This is a genomic window from Streptomyces sp. NPDC025806 (assembly GCF_055558275.1).
In genome coordinates, this window is the sequence record NZ_JBVHMU010000004.1 from 421,584 (window position 1) to 440,599 (window position 19,016).

Sequence of the window (19,016 nt, forward strand, 5' to 3'; positions counted from 1 at the left end):
AGCGGGTTGCTCCCAGACGGCTCCCAGCGATGCCACTCGTTGGTCGGCTCTCAGCCGTGTAATGCGGCCACCGCGGCTGCGAGCCCCTGGAGGACGGTGATGACGGACGACACGGCGCCGACAGCCAGTCCAAGGTCTTCCAGGTTCTCCGTGATGCGCCGCCGGTCAGGGGATGGGCTGTTCAGTTCCTCGCCGATCCGGGATGCGGTCCGGTGGGCGAGACTTGGGTTGCTCAGCTCGGCGGCGTGCTCTTCAAGGGCGGCCTTCAGCTCGGCCAGCTTCGTCTGTGCGGCCAGGACGAGCGAGGTGTCCTCGGCGCTCCCGCTGACCAAGACCTGTCGCTGGTCGCCGCCGACTCTCCCCGTGTTGATCTGGTTGCCGCTGCCGGTGATGTGCATCCCGCCGCCGCTCGCGTCGCGTCGTCGCATGGTCATCCCTTCGCCTTTGCACCGTCGGTCTGGTTGTTCTGCGCCTGGTTGCCGTGCACGGTTCCGGTGTTCACCTGGTTGTGGTCGCCGCTGATGAAGAAATGCGTGACGACCTGGTCCGCCTGACGTCTGAAGTCGCCGGTGAAGACGTCGTGGTCGTCGAGGAAGGCGGTGACGGCGCTGAACATCCGCGACTGGAGGATGGAGATGTGCCGGGCCGCGTCCTCGGTCTGGTGCATGTCCTCCGGCTCGATGTGAGCGCAGTACTCGCGCAGGCTTACCGGTTTGTCGTCGTCCTTCGCCGACTGGTCTAGAGCCGTTGCCGCCTGCTGGCGCATGGCTTGTGCGAGCGCGCCGAACACGAGGGTCCCCAGGGCGCGGATGATGATGCCGTACGACCGGTGCGCCAGGGCGATCGTGTCGCCGGCGGCGTGGACGGGCGCGGGCAGGACCTTCCCGATCAGTTCCCAGCCCTTCGCGGACTCGGCGCAGGCTTCGCCCTTGAGCGGTGCAAGAACCTGAGGGCGGGTAACGAAGTGCAAGGTCTTGCCCTCCAGCGCGGCGTGGGCGAAGACCGTGACGACGATGTGGCCCTTCCAGTCCACGACTTGAGCCGCGAGGTATCGACGGGAGGGATGCCCGGAGGGGGCCCTCCTGGCTTCGGCGATCATCTCCTTTGCTTCTGGCCAAGGAGCCCGGCGGGTCTTCTCCGAGGTGTCTGGGAGCTTCTTCTCGTCTGCCCGTGCAGTGGCGGGATGAGCACGTCGGCGAGGTTCTTAATTCCCCAGGTGAGAGGTGCGATCGAGAGGCATGCCGCCGTGGCGGCTGCTCGATGATGTTGGCCTGATCCCACGTGTACGTCGGCAGCGGCGCGCAGCATCGCGTCCGCATGGTGGACAGCGGCCCCGGGTCGGAGACCTGGGGCTTCGTCGCGACCTTCCAGACCCGTCCCCGAAGGTCACCGGAGCGGGCGGTGGCGGGCGGCGTGGCGGGTGCGCAGAGTCATGTAGAGGAGGTCCGCCACGAGTGCCGCGATGCCGATGAAGAGCAGGAAGAGGAGTCCGTCGGCGACGGCGCCGATGAGGCCCAGGATGATCGCGACGATGATCAGGGCGAGGAAGAGTGTCATGGGGGCCGCCTCCTCAAGGGTCGGGTGCTCAGCGTCGGGCGAGTTGCCGTTCGCCGTTCGCACCGGGTTCGTAAGCAAGGCCGTAGTGGTGGAAGACGGCTTCCTCGTCCTCGAAGGGCAGGACACTGTCCGTGCCGATGGAGGGGCTCTGTTTCACCAGTTTCCTGTCGTGGGTGACCCGCACGTATCCGGGCCCCACCGTCGCCCCTTCTAGGGGGACGAACACCAGGCGGTGCCGGGTGGGCAGGCCAACGCGGACCGTGGCCATGGCCGGTTCGTCGGTGCTGGTGTCGACGTAGACGGACTCCAGTTCGCCGATCTTGTGGCCGCCGGGGTCCACCACGGCCTGGTTGCGCCACTCGCGGATGTCTGCCGTCAGGATCATGCCGCGCCTCCGCCCTCGGGCGGTGTGGCGACGAGGAGCTCGGTGGCCGGCGTGATGTTGTCGGCGTGGACCGCGCGGGCCATGGCCGTGCGGGCGGTATCAGGTTCCGTGTCCGGCGGCACCACCATCAGTGCGAAGTGGTCGTTGTCGCCGCGGGTGATCAGGACGGTGTCGTCGGCGACGGGGAAGGAGTCGAGGTGGACGACCTGGCCGTCGATGATCAGCCGGGTCGGAATCTCGTCCCACGCGGTGGCGTCCAGGCCGACTCGGGTGATGGGCCCGAGGTGCTCGGTCAGGACGGACACCAGCGCGGGAACCTCCTGTTCCACGTCTCGGGTGCGCGGCCACCAGGCCCCGTCGAGCATGCCCTGCCGTGAGTGCGTCGTCTCCAGCCGGAGCAGAGCCGTACCGGGGCGTACCGCGTGATGGATCTCGTCCGGCAGGAGCTTGGGGGGCAGGGGCGGGATGTCGGGATCGGCCATGGTGGGTCCGCTCCTTACGAGTGCGGTGCCGCGGCCCGTCACGGCCGCGCCCGAGAGGGCGGCAGGCCGCCGGCGGGGGCGGGCTGTGCCGTACTCCCACGGTAACCCCGGCTCCCGCATGTCCGCCCGGCGCCGCATACTCGCCCGTACGAACCGGAAATATCTCCCCGTACCAGGCCGAAAACTGGCTGCGCAGACGTACGCTGGAAGTACCGGAAGTATTTCGAGCACCCGCTTCCACGCAGGTGTCATTTCCGGGGAACACGAAAAACCGGGCTGTCAACGGGCAGCCCGGGGGCAGGTCCGCCATGACCACCATCCTCGACAGGACAGCGAACCGCGCCCTCACCCCAGGACTTCCGGCCCGCTTGTCGCTCACCCCGAAGACCACCCTCGCCGGGCAGCTCGACGGCGCCTGGTGGCCCCGTTCGCGCGATCTGGCAGCCGAACTGCCGCCGCTGGCTGACGCCCTCGAAGGACGCTGGGGCCGCATCACGCGCGTCATGGTGAACCCGGGCCACTGGCCCGTCATCCCGCGCAAGGTCGCCGCCACCGGCCACGTCCTGCACGTGGGCTGGTTCACCGAGCTGGACCCGGACAAGGTCATCCTGCTGTCCTACACGACCGGCCGCTGCGACTTGCTCGTCATTCCTCCCGAGACCGAACCTGCCTCTGCGGCCCGGCTGATGACCGCCGCCGCCGTCCCCGGCAGCGTCCTCACCGCGGGCGCGCTGATGTCCGGCGAGGCCGCGGCCGGCCGCCGTACGCGGGAGGCGCGGAGCAGCGAAGACGCCTGGGAGACCGACGGCGGGGCCGCCCCGGCAGCTCGGTCGCACCCAGCGGCGCACCCCGTGGTCGGCGCGCGGATGATCCCGCTGCCGGGACACACGGGGAGGTGAGGACATGGAGACCCTGATCGCGCTCGTGGCAGGCGCGCTGCTGATCGCGCTCGGCACACGCCTGATCCACCGGCTCAACGTCCAGCACGACGCACGCATAGCGGCACACCACTTCAGCGACCCCTACCCCTCGCTCCGCCGTCCCCCTGGCCACGGCAACTCCAGGCCGCCCGAACGCATCACCGATCGCCGGCCCACAGGCACCTGGCCCTGACCCCGGACCACTCCTCTGACCGAAGGCCGCGGGTGGGGCACCCGACACCAGGGACAACCCACCCGCCGGCCTCTCGGCTTTGTCCCCGAACGGAGCCCGCGTGTTGCACCCCACCGAGAACGAGCCCCTGCCACAGGGCGGACACGCCGAGATTTGTATCGTCTCCGCCGCCCCCGAGGCCGCCCGCGCGGTCGCCGAAGTGATCCGCCGGTGCTTCGCCGGGGCGGAACAGCGCAGCTACCCGGCGCCGGGTGGCGGCACACGGCTCCACCTCACCGTCGACACCGAGACCGCCGCAGGCCCCGCCCGCACCTGGCTCGCCACCAGCAGACAGCCGACCGGCCCCGGACCCCACACCGAGGAACCCTGACCGGCCACGAACGACCACCACACGACGACAGGAGCACGCGGCCATGGCGACACTCCACGAGCGGCAGCGGTACCGCCAGGAGATTCTCCAGGCGCTCTACGTGGCCGCCGAAGGAAACCGTCTGCTCGGCATCACCGGAGCCGCGCTCAACCACGACCTGCGCATCCCGGAGCAGGATCTCGCCGCCGCCTGCTCCTATCTCGCGGGCGAGGGACTGGTCACCGTCGACTGGGAGCCGGGAAACACACCCGGGATGGTCTCGCTCACCCACCAGGGCATCCGTCTCATGGAAGCGGAGGAGGAAGAGGGCGGCTGAGCGAGTTTGCCTCCGGCCCCGGCGGACCGGAGGGCCCGGGGAGGTCGTCGTCGGCCGCCTGCGGCCCGTGCCTCCGCACGGTGACAAGGTGGCCGGGTGGCGTGACCTGCCGCCGAGAAGCATCCTGAAGGCCACATCTCTGATGCGGGCGGCTCCGGTATCCGGTCGCGGCGCGGCATCCGACCCGTACGGCAGGGCCGGGCGAGGTCATCGCCGCTCGGTAGGAGGCAACGGGATGACGGTCGGACCGCTCGGGACACCCGATCGCTCGGAGAGCTTCGGGGAGGAGCTCCTGGGAACGATCCTGGACCGGGCGCACGCGCTGCCGCCCCACCGGATCGGGCTGGTCGTCGCCGAGACGGTGGCCCGGCTGGGCGGCAGGAATCCGCAGATCCTCCTTCAGGACTACGGGCAACAGAGGCTCGTTCCTCTGCTCGTGGAAGGGCTGACGGGCGGCGAGCCCGTGCCCATCGACGGCTCGGATGCCGGCCGGTGCTTCCTCGCGTCGCTCCCGGTCGAGACGGCGCTGGCCGACGGAGCACGCGTCCACGTGCCGCTCCTCGACGGTGGCGACCAGGCCGGCGTCCTGGCCGTCACCCTGGACGCGGTCGACGAGGACGCCCGCCGACTCCTGCGCAGGATCGCGGGGCTGGTCGCCGACCTTCTGCAGACCAAGAACGGCCACACCGACCTCTTCTTCCGTGCCCGCCGCAGCGAGCCGATGAGTGTCGCCGCGGAGATCCAGTGGTCACTCCTGCCACCCCTGGTCATGATCATGCCGCGCGTCGCCGTCGCCGGTGTCCTGGAACCCGCCTACGACGTGGCCGGCGACAGCTTCGACTACGCCCTCAACGGCGACACCCTCCACCTCGCCATGATCGACGCCATGGGGCACGGCCTGGACGCGGCGACCATGGCGACCGTCGCCATCGGCGCGTACCGGCACGCCCGCCGCATCAGTGTCGAGCTGTCCGAGATCTACCTGTTCATGGACCGGGCCGTGGCCGAGCAGTTCGCCCCCGACCACTTCGTCACGGCGCAGATGCTGCGGCTGGACACGACCACCGGTCGTCTCCAGTGGGTCAATGCGGGGCACCCCGCCCCCGTCCTGATTCGGGAGCACCGCGTCATCGGCCGTCTGGACAGTCCCACCACCCTCCCCGTCGGCTTCGGAGGAGCAGAGCCACAGGTCGGCGAGGTGACCCTCATGCCCGGGGACCGGATCCTCTGCTTCACCGACGGCCTGATCGAGGAGCACGCGAGCGGGCAGGAACAGTTCGGCGAGGACCAGCTGATCGACTGGGTGAACCAGCTGGAGAAGGCGGACCGAGGGGTCCGCGCGGTGGCACGGGACCTGTCCCACACGCTCAAGCGAGCACGCGGCGAAGCCACCTCGGACGACGCCACTCTCGTCCTGGTCGAGTGGCGCGGCTGATCTGCCGCCGTGCCGTTCGCGAACCCGGGTGCCGGGTGATTTCGCAGGCTTCGGGGGCACTCGTCGCTGCGACGACATGCGCTCCGTGAGTCGTTCGCCATTGTGCGCGGCATCGTCGTCGCGTACGCGACTTCCTGGGAGTCTTTCCCAGTCTGTAGGCACCCCAGCCGCCGCAGGCGCGATTCGCTGCTGCGCAGGGCTGGGGCCAGTCTCTCCCGGCCTTCGCGTTCCGCATCAGCAGTGCAGCGGGGGAAGCTTCCTCAAGATCGTCTCCCAGATTTCTCCCAAAGGATCACCGGAAACGCAGGAAGGGCCTGATCCTCAGTGAGGATCAGGCCCTTGACCTGGTGTTTCAGCTGTCGGGGTGGCGGGATTTGAACCCACGACCTCTTCGTCCCGAACGAAGCGCGCTGCCAAGCTGCGCTACACCCCGATGTCGTTGCTCCGCTCTCTGCTGTTCTGCAGGTCGCGGCGACATCGATTACTTTAGCGGACCGGCGGCCTGAGACGAAATCCGGTTTTCGGCGGGGGCGATCGCGGGGCGGATCCGGTCCAGTCCGACGAGGGCCAGAGCCAGCCCGTAGAAGGCGAGACCGAAGGTCAGACCGTTGCCGAGGACACCCGCGTAGCCGTGCAGGTCGACGTCCAGGAACGGGTACGGGTAGCGGGCCGGCGTGCCCGGGGTCATGATCGCGCCGCGGACGAGGGCGAAGCCGAGGTAGGCCAGCGGATACGTGAGCCAGAGCGCGGCGTGCCGCAGGCGCAGGGCGCCGGGGGCGGTGAACAGGAGCCAGTCGAGGGCGGTGCCGATCGGGGTGACCGTGTGCAGGAGCTGGTTGGAGACCTGGCGGGGCCCCGTCAGGACGGCCTGGGCGGCGTCGTCCGTCATGGAGAAACCGCTGGAGTCGTTGGCCAGGATCAGGTGGTAGACGAGCCCGGTGATGCCGATGAACAGGAGCGTGCCGCCGGTGACCAGGGGCGGCAGCGCGGGACGCCCCGTCCAGGCCCGGAGCGCGCCGGCGGCGAGGACGACCGCGACCAGGATGTTCGACTGGATCGTGAAGTAGCTCAGGACGCGCAGCGCGCTGTTGCTGATCGAGAGGTCGATGACGATGCCGGTGGCCGCCGCCAGGGCGACGAGCGCGCGGAAGGCGGCGGCCAGGGACGCGGAGCGGCGCCGGAGCGGCGTGGCTCCGGCCTCCTCCGGTACGGGTACGGCGGCATCGGCATCGGGGGTGATCATGCCGCCACGCTAGAACGGCCCGCCGCGCCGGGCGAGCCGAAGCGTCAGACGCGCGCCGGGGTCAGCGTCAGGAGCGTCGCCTCGGGCGGGCAGGCGAAGCGGAAGGGGGTGTAGCGGTTGGCGCCGCAGCCGGCCGAGACGTGGAGGTACGAGGTGTGGCCCCCGGCCTCGTGCGTGGACAGCCCCTTCACGCGGTCGGTGTCGAGGTCGCAGTTGGTGACCAGGGCGCCGTAGAAGGGGATGCAGACCTGTCCGCCGTGGGTGTGCCCGGCGAGGATCAGCGGGTAGCCGTCGGCGGTGAAGGCGTCCAGGGAGCGCAGGTACGGGGCGTGCACGACGCCGAACGAGAAGTCCGGGCCGGACAGCGGGCCGCCCGCGACCTCCGCGTACCGGTCGCGCTTGATGTGCGGGTCGTCCACGCCGGTGAGGCCGAGCTCGATCCCGGCGACCTTGAGCACGCCCCGGGTGTTGGTGAGGTTCAGCCAGCCGGCCTCGTCGAAGCCGTCGCGCAGGTCCTCCCACGGGTTGTGGATCGCGCCGACGACCGGCGGGTTCCCGTTCAGCCCGTAGCGGCCCTGCGCCTTCTCGAAAAGGTACTTGGCGGGGTTGCGCGGCTTGGGCCCGTAGTAGTCGTTCGACCCGAAGACGTACGCGCCGGGGAACTCCATCAGCGGGCCGAGCGCGTCGAGGACCTCCGGGACGCCCTCGGGGTCCGAGAGGTTGTCGCCCGTGTTGATGACGAAGTCGGGGCGCAGACCGGCGAGCGAGCGCAGCCAGCGCTGCTTCTTGCGCTGTCCGCTCACCATGTGGATGTCGGAGACCTGGAGGAGGCGCAGCGGTCGCATGCCCGCGGGCAGGACCGGGACGGTCACCCGGCGCAGCCGGAAGGAGCGGGCCTCGAAGCCCACGGAGTAGGCGAGTCCGGCGGCTCCCACCGCCGCGACGCCGGCTGAGACCTTCAGGGGAATCCCGTATCGCGCGCGCATACGTCCATCGTGTCAGACGAACGGCGCGGTCCGTCCGGGGGAGGGGCGGGGAAATCCGCGGGCGCTGACGCTGTGACACCTGCGACAATCGAGTCATGACCACGCTCAAGTCGAAGCTGCAGGACGACCTCAACGCCGCGATCAAGGGGCGTGACGAGCTGCGCTCCTCGACGCTCCGGATGACCCTCGCCGCGATCACGACCCAGGAGGTCGCGGGCAAGGAGAAGCGCGAGCTCTCCGACGACGAGGTGCAGGCCGTGATCGTCAAGGAGGCGAAGAAGCGCCGCGAGGCGGCCGAGGCCTTCGAGGGCGCGGGGCGTGACGAGTCCGCCGCGCGCGAGAAGGCGGAGGGCGAGGTGCTCGCCGAGTACCTGCCGCAGCAGCTGACCGACGCCGAGCTGGAGCAGATCGTCACGCAGGCGGTCGAGGAGGCGAAGGCGGCCGGTGCCGAGGGCGGCAAGGCCATGGGCCAGGTCATGAAGATCGTGAAGCCGAAGGTGGGGGACCGCGCCGAGGGCGGCCGGGTCGCCGCGACGGTCAAGCGCCTGCTGCTCGGCTGAGAGCAGCCGCACCCGGACATGTGAGAGGGGCGCCCCCGCCGGGGGCGCCCCTCTCATGTACTCACTGGCCGGTGGACCGGGGAACTAGTGGCGCCAGCCGCCGTTCCCCCCGTTCCCGTTGCCTCCGCTGATCAGGTCCGGCGGGAGCGAGACGTCGGGGAAGGGGCTGTCGCCTCCGGTGCCGCCGTCACCCGGCTTCGCGTCGTCGTGGCCCTTGTCGCGGCCCTTGTCCCGGTCCTTGTGCTTGTCCTTGTCGGGGTCCGGGATGTCCACCTTGTTGAAGGTCGGCGCCGGCTTGCCGGCGAGCGCGCCCGTCATGGCGTCCCGCCAGATCGGACCCGGCACCTCACCACCGAAGACCTTGGCCTGGTAGACGCCGCCGATCGTGATGTCCACCATCTTGACCGACTGGCTGGCGCTGCCGACCCAGACCGCGCCCGACAGGTTCGGCGTGTAGCCGACGAACCAGGCGTTCCTGCGAGCGTCCGTCGTACCGGTCTTACCGGCGTTGTCCCGGCTCTGGAGACCGGCCTTCTGACCCGTACCGGAGTCGGTCACCCCGCTCAGCAGGGTGTTGATCTTGTCGGCGGTCTGCTCCGACATGGCCCGCGAGCACTTCGTCTTCGGGACCTTGAGCGCCTTGCCGTTCGGACCGGTGATCGCGTCGATGGCGACCGGCGTGCAGTACGTGCCGCGGTTGGCGAACGCCGCGTAGGCGGAGGCCATGGTCAGCGGCGACAGGCCGGTCGAGCCGAGGGTCATCGAGGACGGCACCTCGTCGACCTTCTTGCCGTTGCCCTGCACGACGCCCAGCTTGTCGGTCATCTGGACGACCGGGCACATGCCGGTGTCGCCGAGCATCTGCACGAAGTACGTGTTGATGGACTTCTCCATCGCCTCCTTGAGGCGATAGGGGCCGACCTCCGACTCGTTCTCGTTCTCCACCCGGTAGCCGCCGTCGTTGACCCACGGCTTCCCGCTGCAGGTCTGCACCTGCTTCGGGTACGGCATCTCGTACGGGGCCGGGTACTCCTGCGTCACCGGCGTGCCGCCCTCCAGGGCGGCGGCGGCGAGGAACGGCTTGAACGTCGAACCGGTCGGGAAGCCGTACCCCGAGCCGTTGTAGGCCGCGTTGACCGAGTAGTTGAGGACCGTCTCGTTCTTGTCCTTGTCGGTGCCGTACGGCTTCGACTGGCCCATGCCGACGATCTTGCCGGTGCCGGGCTCGACGAGGGTGACGGCCGTGGCGACCTTGTCCGTCTTGTAGACGTGGTTCTTGACCGAGGTCTGCACCGACTCCTGGGACTGCGGGTCGAGCGTGGTCCTGATGGTCAGTCCGCCGCGCTGCCACAGCTTGCTGCGGGCCTCCTGCGACTTGCCGAAGACCGGGTCGCTGAGGAAGACCTCGCGCACGTAGTCGCAGAAGAAGGAGGCGCCCTTGACCGCGGTGATGCAGCCGTTCTGCGGGCGCTTCACCTTGAGGCCGAGCGGGCTGGCCTTGGCCTTGTCGGCTTCTGCCTGCGAGATGTCGCGGACGTCGGCCATGCGCTGCAGCACGACGTTGCGCCGGCGCTTGGCCTCCTCCTCGTCGTTGACGGGGTCGTAGCGGCTGGGGGACTGCACGATGCCGGCGAGCATCGCCGCCTGCTGCACGCTCAGGTCCTTGGCGTGCCGGGAGAAGTAGCGCTGGGCCGCGGCCTCGACGCCGTAGGCCTGCTGGCCGAAGTACGTGATGTTCAGGTAGTTGGCGAGGATCTTCTTCTTGCCCAGTTCGTCCTCGACCTGGATCGCGTACTTCAGCTCCTTGACCTTGCGGCCGATGGTCTGCTGAGTCGCCTGCGCCAGCTTGGTCGGGTCGTCGCCCGCCTCTTCCATGAACACGTTCTTCACGTACTGCTGGGTGAGCGTGGACGCGCCCTGTGAGACGCCGCCGTTCTGCGCGTTCGCGTTGATCGCGCGCAGGATGCCCTTCGCGTCGACGGCCCCGTGCTCGTAGAAGCGCGAGTCCTCGATCGCGACGATCGCCTTCTGCATGTACGGCGAGATCTCGTCGAGCGGGACGACCGTGCGGTCGCGCGCGTAGACGGTCGCGATCGTGCCGCCCTGGTTGTCCAGGATGGTGGTGCGCTGCATGAGCGGGGGCGTCTTCAGATTGGCCGGGATCTCGTCGAACCCCTCGACCGATCCCTTGGCCGCGAGGCCGAGCGCGCCCGCCGCGGGCAGCGCGATTCCGGCGAGCACGGCTCCGGCGAGCACGCTGACACCGAGGAACTTGGCGGCCTGTTGGGCCGGCGACAGACCGCCGCCGCCACCTGCCGAGCGCTTCTTTCCCATGGGGGGCAGCCTACGTTCTGATTCTCCGGACAGGCGTATATGCCTTGGCCTAAGCTGCACTCAACTGTCACAGCAGTGCGGTCTCGTATCAAGACGTGGGACGACCCCGAATCGTTCCCGGCACTTTTTCCGTGCCTCTTGTAGTCATTTCCGTCCCCGCCCGCGCACGCGGATTCCGGGGTTCCGGACGTGTCCGAATCCGCCTCATATGTCGCCCGACGCCCGTTCTGGCTCAGATGAACTGCCCCGTTTTGCCGGGGTTATTACGCATGTCCCTCGGTCACTCCGTCGGGTGATCTGCCGCTTACGCATAGTCCGTTCGGACCATTCAAGATTGGGCCCGAAGGGGGTGTTGCGCTGTGCCCACCTTCCGTAACGTCCTCAACTGGCGGCGGTGAATATGCCGCTGCCGCCGTGGGGGAGCCTCGATTCGGGAGAGGACGGCGCCGGTATGGGCTGGGTAGTCGACTGGAGTGCGCAGGCGGCCTGCCGCACTACCGATCCGGATGAACTGTTCGTTCAAGGAGCAGCGCAGAACCGGGCGAAGGCGGTGTGCACGGGATGCCCCGTGCGCACCGAGTGCCTCGCCGACGCGCTGGACAATCGCGTCGAATTCGGAGTGTGGGGCGGCATGACCGAACGGGAGCGACGCGCGCTGCTGCGCCGGCGTCCGACCGTCACGTCGTGGCGCCGGCTGCTTGAGACGGCACGGACGGAGTACGAGCGCGGTGCGGGGCTGCTGCCCGCCGAGCTCGAGGAGGACGTGGCGGACGGCTCGCACGAGTACTGCGAGGACGACCGGTACGCGGCCGTCGGGTAGAGAGCGCGGCCCGGGTGGCGTGACAGCGCCCGGCGCGCGCCGCGCGGGACCCGTGGGTCCCGTACGGCTCAGGCAGCTCCGGCCGGAGTACCACCGGCCGCGAGCCGGTCACCGATGTCCCGCAGGCCTGACAGGTCGTGGACGTCACCGGGCAGCGCCGCGACCTGGGTCACGGCGACCTCGGGGTGCAGCGCGGTGAAGCGGTCACGCGTGCGCTGTTCGCGCGCGACCACCTGCATGCGCTCGGCGTGCAGGCGCAGCAGACCCGCGGTCAGCTGCGCCACGGTGGGAGTCTCGGGTGCGACGGCTGCATCGGCTGCGTCGGTCTCGACGGCTTCAGGGGTTTCAGCGGTGCTTTCGGCGGTGCCGGGGGCCTCGGGAGAGGTACGAAGCTCTTCCTTCCCGGCCGTCTGATCCACAATGCCGGACTCGTCAAGATTTTCTGCGGCGGCGAGCGCGCGCTCGGCCGACAGACGGCCGGCGCCGCTGCCGTGCACCCGGTTGAGCACCAGACCCGCCAGCGGCATGCTCTCCGCGGCGAGGCGCTCCACGAAGTACGCGGCCTCGCGCAGCGCGTCCCGCTCGGGCGCCGCCACCACGAGGAACGCGGTGCCGGGGGCCTGCAGCAGTTTGTACGTGGCGTCCGCGCGGGTGCGGAAACCGCCGAAGGTGGTGTCCATCGCGGCCACGAACGTCTGGACGTCGCGCAGGAGTTGACCGCCGAGCAGCTTGCCGAGGGTGCCGGTCATCATCGACATGCCGACGTTCAGGAATTTCATGCCCGCGCGTCCGCCGACCTTCGCCGGGGCCATCAGCAGCCGGATCAGCTTTCCGTCGAGGAAGGAGCCGAGCCGCTTCGGCGCGTCCAGGAAGTCCAGCGCGGAGCGCGACGGCGGGGTGTCGACGACGATGAGGTCCCACGCGTCGCGGGCGCGGAGCTGGCCGAGCTTCTCCATCGCCATGTACTCCTGCGTGCCGGCGAAGCCCGCGGAGAGTGACTGGTAGAAGGGGTTGGACAGGATCGCCTGGGCGCGCTCCTCGTCCGCGTGCGCCTCGACGATCTCGTCGAAGGTGCGCTTCATGTCGAGCATCATCGCGTGCAGCTCGCCGCCCGCGGTGTCGTCGATGCCCTTCACCCGGCGCGGGGTGTTGTCCAGGGAGTCGATGCCCATCGACTGGGCGAGCCGGCGGGCCGGGTCGATGGTCAGGACGACGACCTTGCGGCCCCGCTCGGCGGCGCGCAGGCCGAGCGCCGCGGCGGTGGTGGTCTTGCCGACGCCGCCGCTGCCGCAGCACACCACGATGCGGGTGGCGGGGTCGTCGAGCAGCGGGTCGATGTCGAGCGGAGCTCGCGGATCCAGCGTCATCGAAGAGTCCCCTGAATTCCTTGCTGTCGCAGTTCCTTGGCGAGCCGGTACAGGCCCGACAGGTCCAAGCCCTCGGTGAGCAGCGGCAGTTCGTGCCGGGCGAGGCCCGCGTCGGCGAGCAGCTCGCGCTGGGCGCGCTCCAGGGCGTACCGCTCCGCGTACTCGCCCGCCTGGGTGATCAGCGGGCCCGCGAGCCGCTTGGCGCTGCCGACGCCGGCCGCGGCCAGGGCCTCGGCGACCGCTGGGCGCACGGACTTCTCGCGGGCCATGGCGAGGGCGTCCTCGCCGAGGAGTGCGGGCCGCACCATGTTCACCATGAACCGCCCGACGGGCAGGTTCGCGGCGCGCAGCTCGGCGACCCCGTCGAGGGTCTCCTGCACCGGCATCTCCTCCAGGAGCGTCACCAGGTGCACGGCCGTCTCGGGGGACTTGAGGACGCGCATGACCGCCTGGGCCTGATTGTGTATGGGGCCGATCCGGGCGAGCCCGGCGACCTCGTCGTTCACGTTCAGGAAGCGGGTGATGCGGCCGGTCGGGGGCGCGTCCATGACCACGTGGTCGTACGCGTAGTTCCCCTTCTTGTCCTTGCGGCGCACCGCCTCGCACGCCTTGCCGGTCAGCAGGACGTCCCGCAGCCCCGGGGCGATCGTCGTCGCGAAGTCGATCGCGCCGAGCTTCTTGAGGGCGCGGCCGGCGCCGCCCAGTTTGTAGAACATCTGGAGGTAGTCGAGGAGCGCCAGCTCGGGGTCGATGGCGAGCGCGTACACCTCGCCCCCGCCGGGCGCGACGGCGATCTTCCGCTCCTCGTAGGGGAGCGCCTCGGTCTCGAAGAGCTGCGCGATGCCCTGCCTGCCCTCCACCTCCACCAGAAGTGTGCGCTTGCCCTCGGTCGCGAGGGCGAGCGCGAGTGCGGCGGCGACCGTGGTCTTTCCGGTACCGCCCTTGCCGCTGACGACCTGGAGCCTGCTCACGTATTCGAGCCTAACCAGTACGTGCCCGGATCACGCAGGAGCCTCCGGAACGTGACCCTCTTCTTCGGCGGCTACAGTCGGCCCCATGGCTAAGAAGTGGGAATACGCGACCGTGCCGCTCCTCGTGCACGCGACGAAGCAGATCCTGGACACGTGGGGCGAGGACGGCTGGGAGCTCGTCCAGGTCGTGCCGGGACCGAACAACCCGGAGCAGCTGGTGGCGTACCTGAAGCGGGAGAAGCAGGCATGAGCGCGGTCGAGGCCAGGCTGGCCGAGCTCGGACTGACGCTGCCGCCCGTCGTGCCGCCGGTCGCCGCGTACCAGCCGGCCGTGCAGTCCGGCGTCTACGTGTTCACCGCCGGGCAGCTGCCCATGGTCGACGGCAAGCTGCCGCTGACCGGCAAGGTCGGCGCCGAGGTCACCGCCGAGCAGGCCAAGGACCTGGCCCGCACCTGCGCGCTGAACGGTCTCGCGGCGATCAAGTCGGTCGCCGGTGACCTGGACCGCGTCGCGCGCGTCGTGAAGGTCGTCGGGTTCGTCGCCTCCGCGCAGGACTTCACCGGCCAGCCCGGCGTGATCAACGGCGCGAGCGAGCTGCTCGGCGAGGTCCTCGGCGAGAAGGGCGTGCACGCCCGCAGCGCCGTCGGCGTCGCGGTGCTGCCGCTGGACGCGCCGGTCGAGGTCGAGTTCCAGGTGGAGCTCACCGAGGCGTGACGTCTCCTGGGCGGTTCCGGTGACGGGCGGATCTTCGGGCGGGCACCAGGTGCCTCTCGAACATCCGCCCGTCAGCGGATAGCCTCCGGCCATGGCAAACGGGCAGTGGTATCCCCCCGAGTGGCCGGAGCGGATCCGCGCCCTCGCCGCCGGCACGATGACCCCCGCGACGCCCCGGCGCGCGGCCACCGTCATGCTGTTGCGCGACGCCGGGGGTGTCGAGGTGCACATGCTGCGGCGGCGTACGTCCATGGCCTTCGCGGCGGGTGCCTACGCGTACCCCGGCGGCGGCGTCGACCCGCGCGACGACGACCGGCAGGTCCGCTGGGCGGGCCCCTCCCGCAAGGAGTGGGCGGTGCGCCTCGGGGTACCGGAGCAGGACGCGCAGGCGGTCGTGTGCGCGGCCGTGCGGGAGACCTTCGAGGAGGCCGGTGTGCTGCTGGCCGGACCCACCCCGGACACCGTCGTGGAGGACACCACCGGCGCCGACTGGACCGCCGACCGGCAGGCCCTGGTCGACCGGGACCTGTCCTTCGCCGAGTTCCTGCGGCGCCGCGGGCTCGTGCTCCGCTCCGACCTGCTGGGCGCGTGGGCCCGCTGGATCACCCCCGAGTTCGAGCCGCGCCGCTACGACACCTGGTTCTTCGTGGCCGCGCTCCCGGCCGGCCAGCGCACCAGCGACGACTCCTCCGAGGCGGACCGCACGGTGTGGATCCGGCCCGGCGAGGCCGCCGCCGGCTACGACCGGGGCGAGCTGTCGATGATGCCCCCGACGATCGCCACGCTGCGCACGCTCGACGCGTACGGGACCGCGGCCGACGCCCTCGCCGGCGCCGCGGGCCGCGATCTGACGCCCGTACTCGCGCAGGCACGGCTCGAAGGCGACGAACTGGTGCTGTCCTGGCCGGGACACGACGAGTTCACCAAGCACATCTCCAACGGGGGGAACTGACCATGTCGGACGCCGCAGCCCTGCCCGGGCAGCCGCGCGGCGGGGTGCTCTCGGGCCCCGCGACCGCCCGCGCGGTCAACGTGCTCGCGCCGAACCCGTCCGCGATGACCCTCGACGGCACCAACACCTGGATCGTCGCCGAGCCGGACAGCGACCTGGCCGTCGTCATCGACCCGGGCCCGCTCGACGACGCGCACCTCACGCATGTCATCGCCACGGCGGAGAAGCTGGGCAAGCGGATCGCGCTCACCCTGCTCACCCACGGACACCCCGACCACGCCGAAGGCGCGGGCCGCTTCGCCGAGTTGACCGGCTCGAAGGTGCGGGCGCTCGACGCGGCGCTGCGGCTCGGCGACGAGGGGCTGGCCGCCGGAGACGTGGTGACGACGGGCGGCCTGGAGCTGCGGGTCGTGCCGACGCCCGGCCACACCTCCGACTCGCTCTGCTTCCATCTGCCCGCCGACCGGGCCGTGCTGACCGGAGACACGATTCTCGGGCGCGGCACGACGATGGTCGCGCACCCCGACGGCCGCCTCGGCGACTACCTCGACTCGCTGCGCCGGCTGCGCTCCCTGACCGTCGACGACGGCGTGCACACGGTGCTGCCCGGCCACGGCCCGGTCCTGGAGGACGCCCAGGGCGCCGTCGAGTTCTACCTCGCCCACCGCGCCAACCGCCTCGCCCAGGTCGAGACCGCCGTCGAGAACGGCCTGCGGACGGCCCCCGAGGTCGTGGCGCACGTCTACGCGGACGTCGACCGCTCCCTGTGGCCCGCGGCCGAACTCTCGGTGCGGGCCCAGCTCGAATACCTGTCGGAGCACGGCCTGATCGGCTAGCCGACCGCTCTGGTCGCTCCCGTGGGTGTCGGTGGTCCGGCTGGGCGGGGGCCATGCGTCGTGGCCTGCGTGCCGCGTGGGTGAGCAGGGTGAGCGCGATCCGCTTGCCCGGGTTGCTCCCGTGGGCGTCGGTGGTCCGGCCGGGCGGGGGCCCATGCGTCGTGGCCTGTCGGCCGGGCTGTCCGCAGAGACCCGGCTCCCGTCCTTGAGCGGGCACGGGCTGATCGGTCGGCCGGGCGCCCCGGTCGCTCCCGCGGGCGCCGATGGTTCGGCTGGGCGGGGTCACCTGTCGTGGCCTGCCGGCGGGGCTGTCTGTGGAGACTCGGCTCCGGTGCTTGGGCGGGCAGGGGTTGATCGGTTGGCCGGTTGCCCGGGTTGCTCCCGTGGGCGTCGGCGGTTCGGCCGGGCGGGGGCCATGCGTCGTGGCCTGCCGGCCGGGCTGTCCGCAGAGACCCGGCTCCCGTCCTTGAGTGGGCACGGGCCGATCGGTCGGCCGGGCGTTCCCCCGGGCGTCGGTGGTGTGCCTGAGGTGTGGTCAGGGCAGCGTCGTGCGGTGCGGCGGGAGTGGCTCCGGGTGGCGACGACGCGCCGTGGTCCGCCGGCTGACCGCCCGGCGGCGCCCGGCGGTCACTTCCACTGGGCGCCGGTGAGGCCGGACAGGCGGGGCGGGTCGACGATGATGTCGATCTCCACGACCCGTCCGCCGCGCACGGTGAGCGCGAGGACCGCCGTCGGCGTCCCGTTCGGCGCGGCCACGATCCCGACGCCGTCGCCCACGTAGGCGGCGTACGAGGAGGGCGCGAGCCGGCCGTACAGCGCGGCCTGACCGGCCACCTCCAGGGCGCCGCGCACCAGCTTGGACGCCGTGCCGGGGCCCGCGTCGACCCGCAACAGGACGTCCGGGTCGAGGAGTTCGAGCAGCGCCTCGAAGTCGCCCGCGCGGGAGGCCGCGACCCAGGCGGCGACGACCTCGCGCTGCCGGCTCAGATCCGTGTCGGTGGGCGGCACCTGGCCCTGCACCCGGCGCCGGGCCCGGCTCGCCAGCTGCCGGGTCGCCGCGGGGGTGCGCTCCACGATCGGCGCGAGATCCTCGAACGGCACGGCGAACATGTCGTGCAGCACGAACGCGAGCCGCTCGGCGGGCGCCAGCGTGTCGAGCACGACGAGCAGCGCGAGCCCGACCGAGTCGGCCGTCTCCGCCTCGTGCACCGGGTCCAGCGGCCGGACCACCGGGTCGGGCACGTGGATCTCGACGGCGCCGCCCTCCTCCAGCGGGTCCTCGCGGCGCGCGGTGCGGGCGCGCAGCATGTCGAGGCAGATCCGCCCGACGACCGTGGTCAGCCACCCGGCCAGGTTCCGCACCTCGTCCGCGCCGTCCCGCTGGAGCCGCGGCCACGCCTCCTGGACCGCGTCCTCCGCCTCGCTGAACGAGCCGAGCATCCGGTACGCCACGGCCCGCAGCCGGGGGCGCTCCGCCTGGAAGCGGGCGGCGAGTTCTGCGGGGTCCAGCGGGGTCGAGGTCATGGTGGCGTCTCTCCGTCTCTGCACGTCTGCGGCTGTGGGGAGGGCCCTGCGGGCCCTACGAGGACGGGTCCCGCCACACCGAAGTGGCGGGACCCGTCCTCGTAGGGCTGTGGCGTCCGGTGTCAGCGGGAACGCTTGGCGAGGCGCTCCACGTCCAGGAGGATCACCGCGCGGGCCTCCAGGCGGAGCCAGCCGCGCCCGGCGAAGTCCGCCAGCGCCTTGTTGACCGTCTCGCGGGAGGCGCCGACCAGCTGGGCCAGCTCTTCCTGCGTGAGGTCGTGCACGACGTGGATGCCCTCCTCGGACTGCACGCCGAAGCGGCGCGACAGGTCGAGCAGCGCGCGGGCGACACGGCCCGGCACGTCGGAGAAGACCAGGTCGGACATCTGGTCGTTGGTCTTGCGCAGGCGGCGCGCGACGGCGCGCAGCAGCGCGGCGGCCACCTCGGGCCGCGCGTTCAGCCAGGGCTGGAGGTCGCCGTGGCCGAGGCCGAGCAGCTTCACCTCGGTCAGCGCGCTGGCGGTCGCGGTGCGCGGGCCCGGGTCGAACAGCGACAGCTCGCCGATCAGCTCGCCGGGGCCGAGCACGGCCAGCATGTTCTCCCGGCCGTCGGGGGAGGTGCGGTGGAGCTTCACCTTGCCCTCGGTGACCACGTACAGGCGGTCCCCGGGGTCTCCCTCGTGGAACAGCGCATCGCCGCGAGCGAGGGTCACCTCACTCATGGAGGCGCGGAGCTCCGCGGCCTGCTCGTCATCGAGCGCCGCGAAGAGCGGGGCGCGCCGCAGAACGTCGTCCACGAGTTTCTCTCCTATGTCGCCTGCACCGTGGGGCACGGTGTTCACCAGTCCCCATTTTGCCGGACGGTCCAAACAGTGTGATCAGTCACTCAGACACAAGTTTGCCGCACCCGCGCCGCAACCCGACGGGGAGGGGGCCAATCGGGGGCCGATCCGACGGCTCCCGGACGGATGTCGGTGGCTGCCTTTAGGCTGGCCGGGTGTCCAAAACGCCGGTGAGACCGCAGGTCCGGAGGGTCGGCACGGTGTCCGGC

At 70.9% G+C, this 19,016-nt stretch carries 23 protein-coding genes and 1 tRNA gene; 11 read left to right on the forward strand and 13 right to left on the reverse strand.

Annotated elements, in window-relative coordinates; genetic code table 11:
• Positions 1 to 50: 50 nt before the first annotated feature.
• From ACZ4E1_RS11940 to ACZ4E1_RS11960, 5 genes are all read right to left on the reverse strand, one after another.
• The gene (locus tag ACZ4E1_RS11940; protein WP_467538255.1) at positions 51 to 434 is read right to left on the reverse strand and encodes a hypothetical protein; all 384 of its coding nucleotides are present in this window, start codon (positions 432 to 434) and stop codon (positions 51 to 53) included.
• Positions 431 to 1,099 carry a hypothetical protein gene (locus ACZ4E1_RS11945; protein WP_467538257.1) on the reverse strand — a complete coding sequence of 223 codons (669 nt, stop codon included), beginning with the start codon at positions 1,097 to 1,099 and terminating at the stop codon, positions 431 to 433. Before ACZ4E1_RS11945 ends, ACZ4E1_RS11940 begins: the two co-directional genes overlap by 4 nt.
• Before the next feature lie 287 nt (positions 1,100 to 1,386).
• Complete coding sequence (locus ACZ4E1_RS11950; RefSeq protein ID WP_467538259.1) at positions 1,387 to 1,557, reverse strand: hypothetical protein; 171 nt, start codon at positions 1,555 to 1,557, stop codon at positions 1,387 to 1,389.
• A 28-nt stretch (positions 1,558 to 1,585) separates the two neighbouring features.
• Positions 1,586 to 1,942 (reverse strand): PRC-barrel domain-containing protein, encoded by a 357-nt coding sequence (locus ACZ4E1_RS11955; protein WP_467538261.1) that lies wholly within the window; start codon positions 1,940 to 1,942, stop codon positions 1,586 to 1,588.
• Positions 1,939 to 2,424: a DUF5994 family protein gene (locus ACZ4E1_RS11960; protein WP_467538263.1), complete on the reverse strand. Its 486-nt coding sequence runs from the start codon at positions 2,422 to 2,424 to the stop codon at positions 1,939 to 1,941. The genes ACZ4E1_RS11955 and ACZ4E1_RS11960 overlap by 4 nt, the downstream gene beginning before the upstream one ends.
• A 308-nt stretch (positions 2,425 to 2,732) precedes the next feature.
• Here ACZ4E1_RS11960 and ACZ4E1_RS11965 point away from each other — a divergent pair, with 308 nt between their 5' ends.
• The 5 genes from ACZ4E1_RS11965 to ACZ4E1_RS11985 all read left to right on the forward strand — a co-directional run bounded on the left by ACZ4E1_RS11965 (position 2,733) and on the right by ACZ4E1_RS11985 (position 5,658).
• A complete protein-coding gene (locus ACZ4E1_RS11965; RefSeq protein ID WP_467538266.1) occupies positions 2,733 to 3,323 on the forward strand; it encodes a DUF5994 family protein in 591 nt (196 codons plus the stop codon).
• Positions 3,324 to 3,327: 4 nt separating this feature from the next.
• Complete coding sequence (locus ACZ4E1_RS11970) at positions 3,328 to 3,537, forward strand: hypothetical protein (RefSeq protein ID WP_467538268.1); 210 nt, start codon at positions 3,328 to 3,330, stop codon at positions 3,535 to 3,537.
• A gap of 103 nt (positions 3,538 to 3,640) precedes the next feature.
• Positions 3,641 to 3,907, forward strand: coding sequence for a hypothetical protein (locus ACZ4E1_RS11975; protein WP_467538558.1), 267 nt, complete (start codon positions 3,641 to 3,643; stop codon positions 3,905 to 3,907).
• Between the two features lie 43 nt (positions 3,908 to 3,950).
• Positions 3,951 to 4,223 carry a hypothetical protein gene (locus tag ACZ4E1_RS11980; RefSeq protein ID WP_467538270.1) on the forward strand — a complete coding sequence of 91 codons (273 nt, stop codon included), beginning with the start codon at positions 3,951 to 3,953 and terminating at the stop codon, positions 4,221 to 4,223.
• Between the two features lie 235 nt (positions 4,224 to 4,458).
• On the forward strand, positions 4,459 to 5,658 hold the full coding sequence (locus tag ACZ4E1_RS11985; protein ID WP_467538272.1) for a PP2C family protein-serine/threonine phosphatase: 1,200 nt from the start codon (positions 4,459 to 4,461) through the stop codon (positions 5,656 to 5,658).
• Positions 5,659 to 6,017: 359 nt separating this feature from the next.
• Here ACZ4E1_RS11985 and ACZ4E1_RS11990 read toward each other — a convergent pair.
• The 3 genes from ACZ4E1_RS11990 to ACZ4E1_RS12000 form a co-directional block, all read right to left on the reverse strand.
• Positions 6,018 to 6,091: transfer RNA gene (locus tag ACZ4E1_RS11990), tRNA-Pro, on the reverse strand.
• A 48-nt stretch (positions 6,092 to 6,139) separates the two neighbouring features.
• Positions 6,140 to 6,901 carry a Pr6Pr family membrane protein gene (locus tag ACZ4E1_RS11995; protein WP_467538274.1) on the reverse strand — a complete coding sequence of 254 codons (762 nt, stop codon included), beginning with the start codon at positions 6,899 to 6,901 and terminating at the stop codon, positions 6,140 to 6,142.
• 44 nt (positions 6,902 to 6,945) lie between these two features.
• Positions 6,946 to 7,887, reverse strand: coding sequence for a metallophosphoesterase (locus tag ACZ4E1_RS12000; RefSeq protein ID WP_467538275.1), 942 nt, complete (start codon positions 7,885 to 7,887; stop codon positions 6,946 to 6,948).
• A 95-nt stretch (positions 7,888 to 7,982) separates the two neighbouring features.
• Between ACZ4E1_RS12000 and ACZ4E1_RS12005 the strand changes: the two genes are divergently transcribed.
• Positions 7,983 to 8,447: a GatB/YqeY domain-containing protein gene (locus tag ACZ4E1_RS12005; protein WP_467538278.1), complete on the forward strand. Its 465-nt coding sequence runs from the start codon at positions 7,983 to 7,985 to the stop codon at positions 8,445 to 8,447.
• A gap of 84 nt (positions 8,448 to 8,531) precedes the next feature.
• Here the strand turns inward: ACZ4E1_RS12005 and ACZ4E1_RS12010 are convergent, their stop codons facing one another.
• On the reverse strand, positions 8,532 to 10,781 hold the full coding sequence (locus ACZ4E1_RS12010; protein ID WP_467538280.1) for a transglycosylase domain-containing protein: 2,250 nt from the start codon (positions 10,779 to 10,781) through the stop codon (positions 8,532 to 8,534).
• A gap of 451 nt (positions 10,782 to 11,232) precedes the next feature.
• Here ACZ4E1_RS12010 and ACZ4E1_RS12015 point away from each other — a divergent pair, with 451 nt between their 5' ends.
• Positions 11,233 to 11,601, forward strand: a complete 369-nt coding sequence (locus ACZ4E1_RS12015; RefSeq protein ID WP_188338204.1) for a WhiB family transcriptional regulator — start codon at positions 11,233 to 11,235, stop codon at positions 11,599 to 11,601.
• Between the two features lie 68 nt (positions 11,602 to 11,669).
• Here ACZ4E1_RS12015 and bagB read toward each other — a convergent pair whose 3' ends face one another.
• Both bagB and bagA read right to left on the reverse strand, forming a co-directional pair.
• Entirely contained in the window at positions 11,670 to 12,968 is a 1,299-nt protein-coding gene (gene bagB, locus ACZ4E1_RS12020; RefSeq protein WP_467538283.1) for an ATPase BagB, read from the reverse strand.
• On the reverse strand, positions 12,965 to 13,939 hold the full coding sequence (gene bagA, locus ACZ4E1_RS12025) for an ATPase BagA (RefSeq protein ID WP_467538284.1): 975 nt from the start codon (positions 13,937 to 13,939) through the stop codon (positions 12,965 to 12,967). The genes bagB and bagA overlap by 4 nt, the downstream gene beginning before the upstream one ends.
• Before the next feature lie 85 nt (positions 13,940 to 14,024).
• On the opposite strand from bagA, the gene ACZ4E1_RS12030 reads away from it, so the two are divergent.
• From ACZ4E1_RS12030 to ACZ4E1_RS12045, 4 genes are all read left to right on the forward strand, one after another.
• Positions 14,025 to 14,189 carry a DUF4177 domain-containing protein gene (locus tag ACZ4E1_RS12030; protein WP_073494871.1) on the forward strand — a complete coding sequence of 55 codons (165 nt, stop codon included), beginning with the start codon at positions 14,025 to 14,027 and terminating at the stop codon, positions 14,187 to 14,189.
• On the forward strand, positions 14,186 to 14,653 hold the full coding sequence (locus ACZ4E1_RS12035) for a RidA family protein (protein ID WP_384622072.1): 468 nt from the start codon (positions 14,186 to 14,188) through the stop codon (positions 14,651 to 14,653). The genes ACZ4E1_RS12030 and ACZ4E1_RS12035 overlap by 4 nt, the downstream gene beginning before the upstream one ends.
• Positions 14,654 to 14,744: 91 nt before the next feature.
• Positions 14,745 to 15,605, forward strand: a complete 861-nt coding sequence (locus tag ACZ4E1_RS12040) for an NUDIX hydrolase (protein ID WP_467538287.1) — start codon at positions 14,745 to 14,747, stop codon at positions 15,603 to 15,605.
• 2 nt (positions 15,606 to 15,607) lie between these two features.
• A complete protein-coding gene (locus ACZ4E1_RS12045; RefSeq protein WP_467538289.1) occupies positions 15,608 to 16,441 on the forward strand; it encodes an MBL fold metallo-hydrolase in 834 nt (277 codons plus the stop codon).
• A 627-nt stretch (positions 16,442 to 17,068) separates the two neighbouring features.
• Here the strand turns inward: ACZ4E1_RS12045 and ACZ4E1_RS12050 are convergent.
• Positions 17,069 to 17,965 carry a sigma-70 family RNA polymerase sigma factor gene (locus ACZ4E1_RS12050; protein WP_467538290.1) on the reverse strand — a complete coding sequence of 299 codons (897 nt, stop codon included), beginning with the start codon at positions 17,963 to 17,965 and terminating at the stop codon, positions 17,069 to 17,071.
• A gap of 122 nt (positions 17,966 to 18,087) precedes the next feature.
• Positions 18,088 to 18,762 carry a Crp/Fnr family transcriptional regulator gene (locus ACZ4E1_RS12055; RefSeq protein ID WP_016642758.1) on the reverse strand — a complete coding sequence of 225 codons (675 nt, stop codon included), beginning with the start codon at positions 18,760 to 18,762 and terminating at the stop codon, positions 18,088 to 18,090.
• Positions 18,763 to 19,016: the final 254 nt, after the last annotated feature.

Excerpts from the sequence above, each read along its gene's own strand:
- ACZ4E1_RS11950 (WP_467538259.1), bottom strand. The coding sequence starts at position 1,557 with ATGACACTCTTCCTCGCCCTGATCATCGTCGCGATCATCCTGGGCCTC.
- ACZ4E1_RS11960 (WP_467538263.1), bottom strand. The coding sequence starts at position 2,424 with ATGGCCGATCCCGACATCCCGCCCCTGCCCCCCAAGCTCCTGCCGGAC.
- ACZ4E1_RS12045 (WP_467538289.1), top strand. The coding sequence starts at position 15,608 with ATGTCGGACGCCGCAGCCCTGCCCGGGCAGCCGCGCGGCGGGGTGCTC.
- ACZ4E1_RS12040 (WP_467538287.1), top strand. The coding sequence starts at position 14,745 with ATGGCAAACGGGCAGTGGTATCCCCCCGAGTGGCCGGAGCGGATCCGC.
- ACZ4E1_RS11985 (WP_467538272.1), top strand. The coding sequence starts at position 4,459 with ATGACGGTCGGACCGCTCGGGACACCCGATCGCTCGGAGAGCTTCGGG.
- ACZ4E1_RS12030 (WP_073494871.1), top strand. The coding sequence starts at position 14,025 with ATGGCTAAGAAGTGGGAATACGCGACCGTGCCGCTCCTCGTGCACGCG.
- ACZ4E1_RS11945 (WP_467538257.1), bottom strand. The coding sequence starts at position 1,099 with ATGATCGCCGAAGCCAGGAGGGCCCCCTCCGGGCATCCCTCCCGTCGA.
- bagB (WP_467538283.1), bottom strand. The coding sequence starts at position 12,968 with ATGACGCTGGATCCGCGAGCTCCGCTCGACATCGACCCGCTGCTCGAC.
- ACZ4E1_RS11965 (WP_467538266.1), top strand. The coding sequence starts at position 2,733 with ATGACCACCATCCTCGACAGGACAGCGAACCGCGCCCTCACCCCAGGA.
- ACZ4E1_RS11995 (WP_467538274.1), bottom strand. The coding sequence starts at position 6,901 with ATGATCACCCCCGATGCCGATGCCGCCGTACCCGTACCGGAGGAGGCC.
- ACZ4E1_RS12050 (WP_467538290.1), bottom strand. The coding sequence starts at position 17,965 with ATGACCTCGACCCCGCTGGACCCCGCAGAACTCGCCGCCCGCTTCCAG.
- ACZ4E1_RS12010 (WP_467538280.1), bottom strand. The coding sequence starts at position 10,781 with ATGGGAAAGAAGCGCTCGGCAGGTGGCGGCGGCGGTCTGTCGCCGGCC.
- ACZ4E1_RS12005 (WP_467538278.1), top strand. The coding sequence starts at position 7,983 with ATGACCACGCTCAAGTCGAAGCTGCAGGACGACCTCAACGCCGCGATC.
- ACZ4E1_RS12000 (WP_467538275.1), bottom strand. The coding sequence starts at position 7,887 with ATGCGCGCGCGATACGGGATTCCCCTGAAGGTCTCAGCCGGCGTCGCG.
- ACZ4E1_RS11955 (WP_467538261.1), bottom strand. The coding sequence starts at position 1,942 with ATGATCCTGACGGCAGACATCCGCGAGTGGCGCAACCAGGCCGTGGTG.
- ACZ4E1_RS11980 (WP_467538270.1), top strand. The coding sequence starts at position 3,951 with ATGGCGACACTCCACGAGCGGCAGCGGTACCGCCAGGAGATTCTCCAG.
- ACZ4E1_RS11940 (WP_467538255.1), bottom strand. The coding sequence starts at position 434 with ATGACCATGCGACGACGCGACGCGAGCGGCGGCGGGATGCACATCACC.
- ACZ4E1_RS12035 (WP_384622072.1), top strand. The coding sequence starts at position 14,186 with ATGAGCGCGGTCGAGGCCAGGCTGGCCGAGCTCGGACTGACGCTGCCG.
- ACZ4E1_RS11970 (WP_467538268.1), top strand. The coding sequence starts at position 3,328 with ATGGAGACCCTGATCGCGCTCGTGGCAGGCGCGCTGCTGATCGCGCTC.
- ACZ4E1_RS12015 (WP_188338204.1), top strand. The coding sequence starts at position 11,233 with ATGGGCTGGGTAGTCGACTGGAGTGCGCAGGCGGCCTGCCGCACTACC.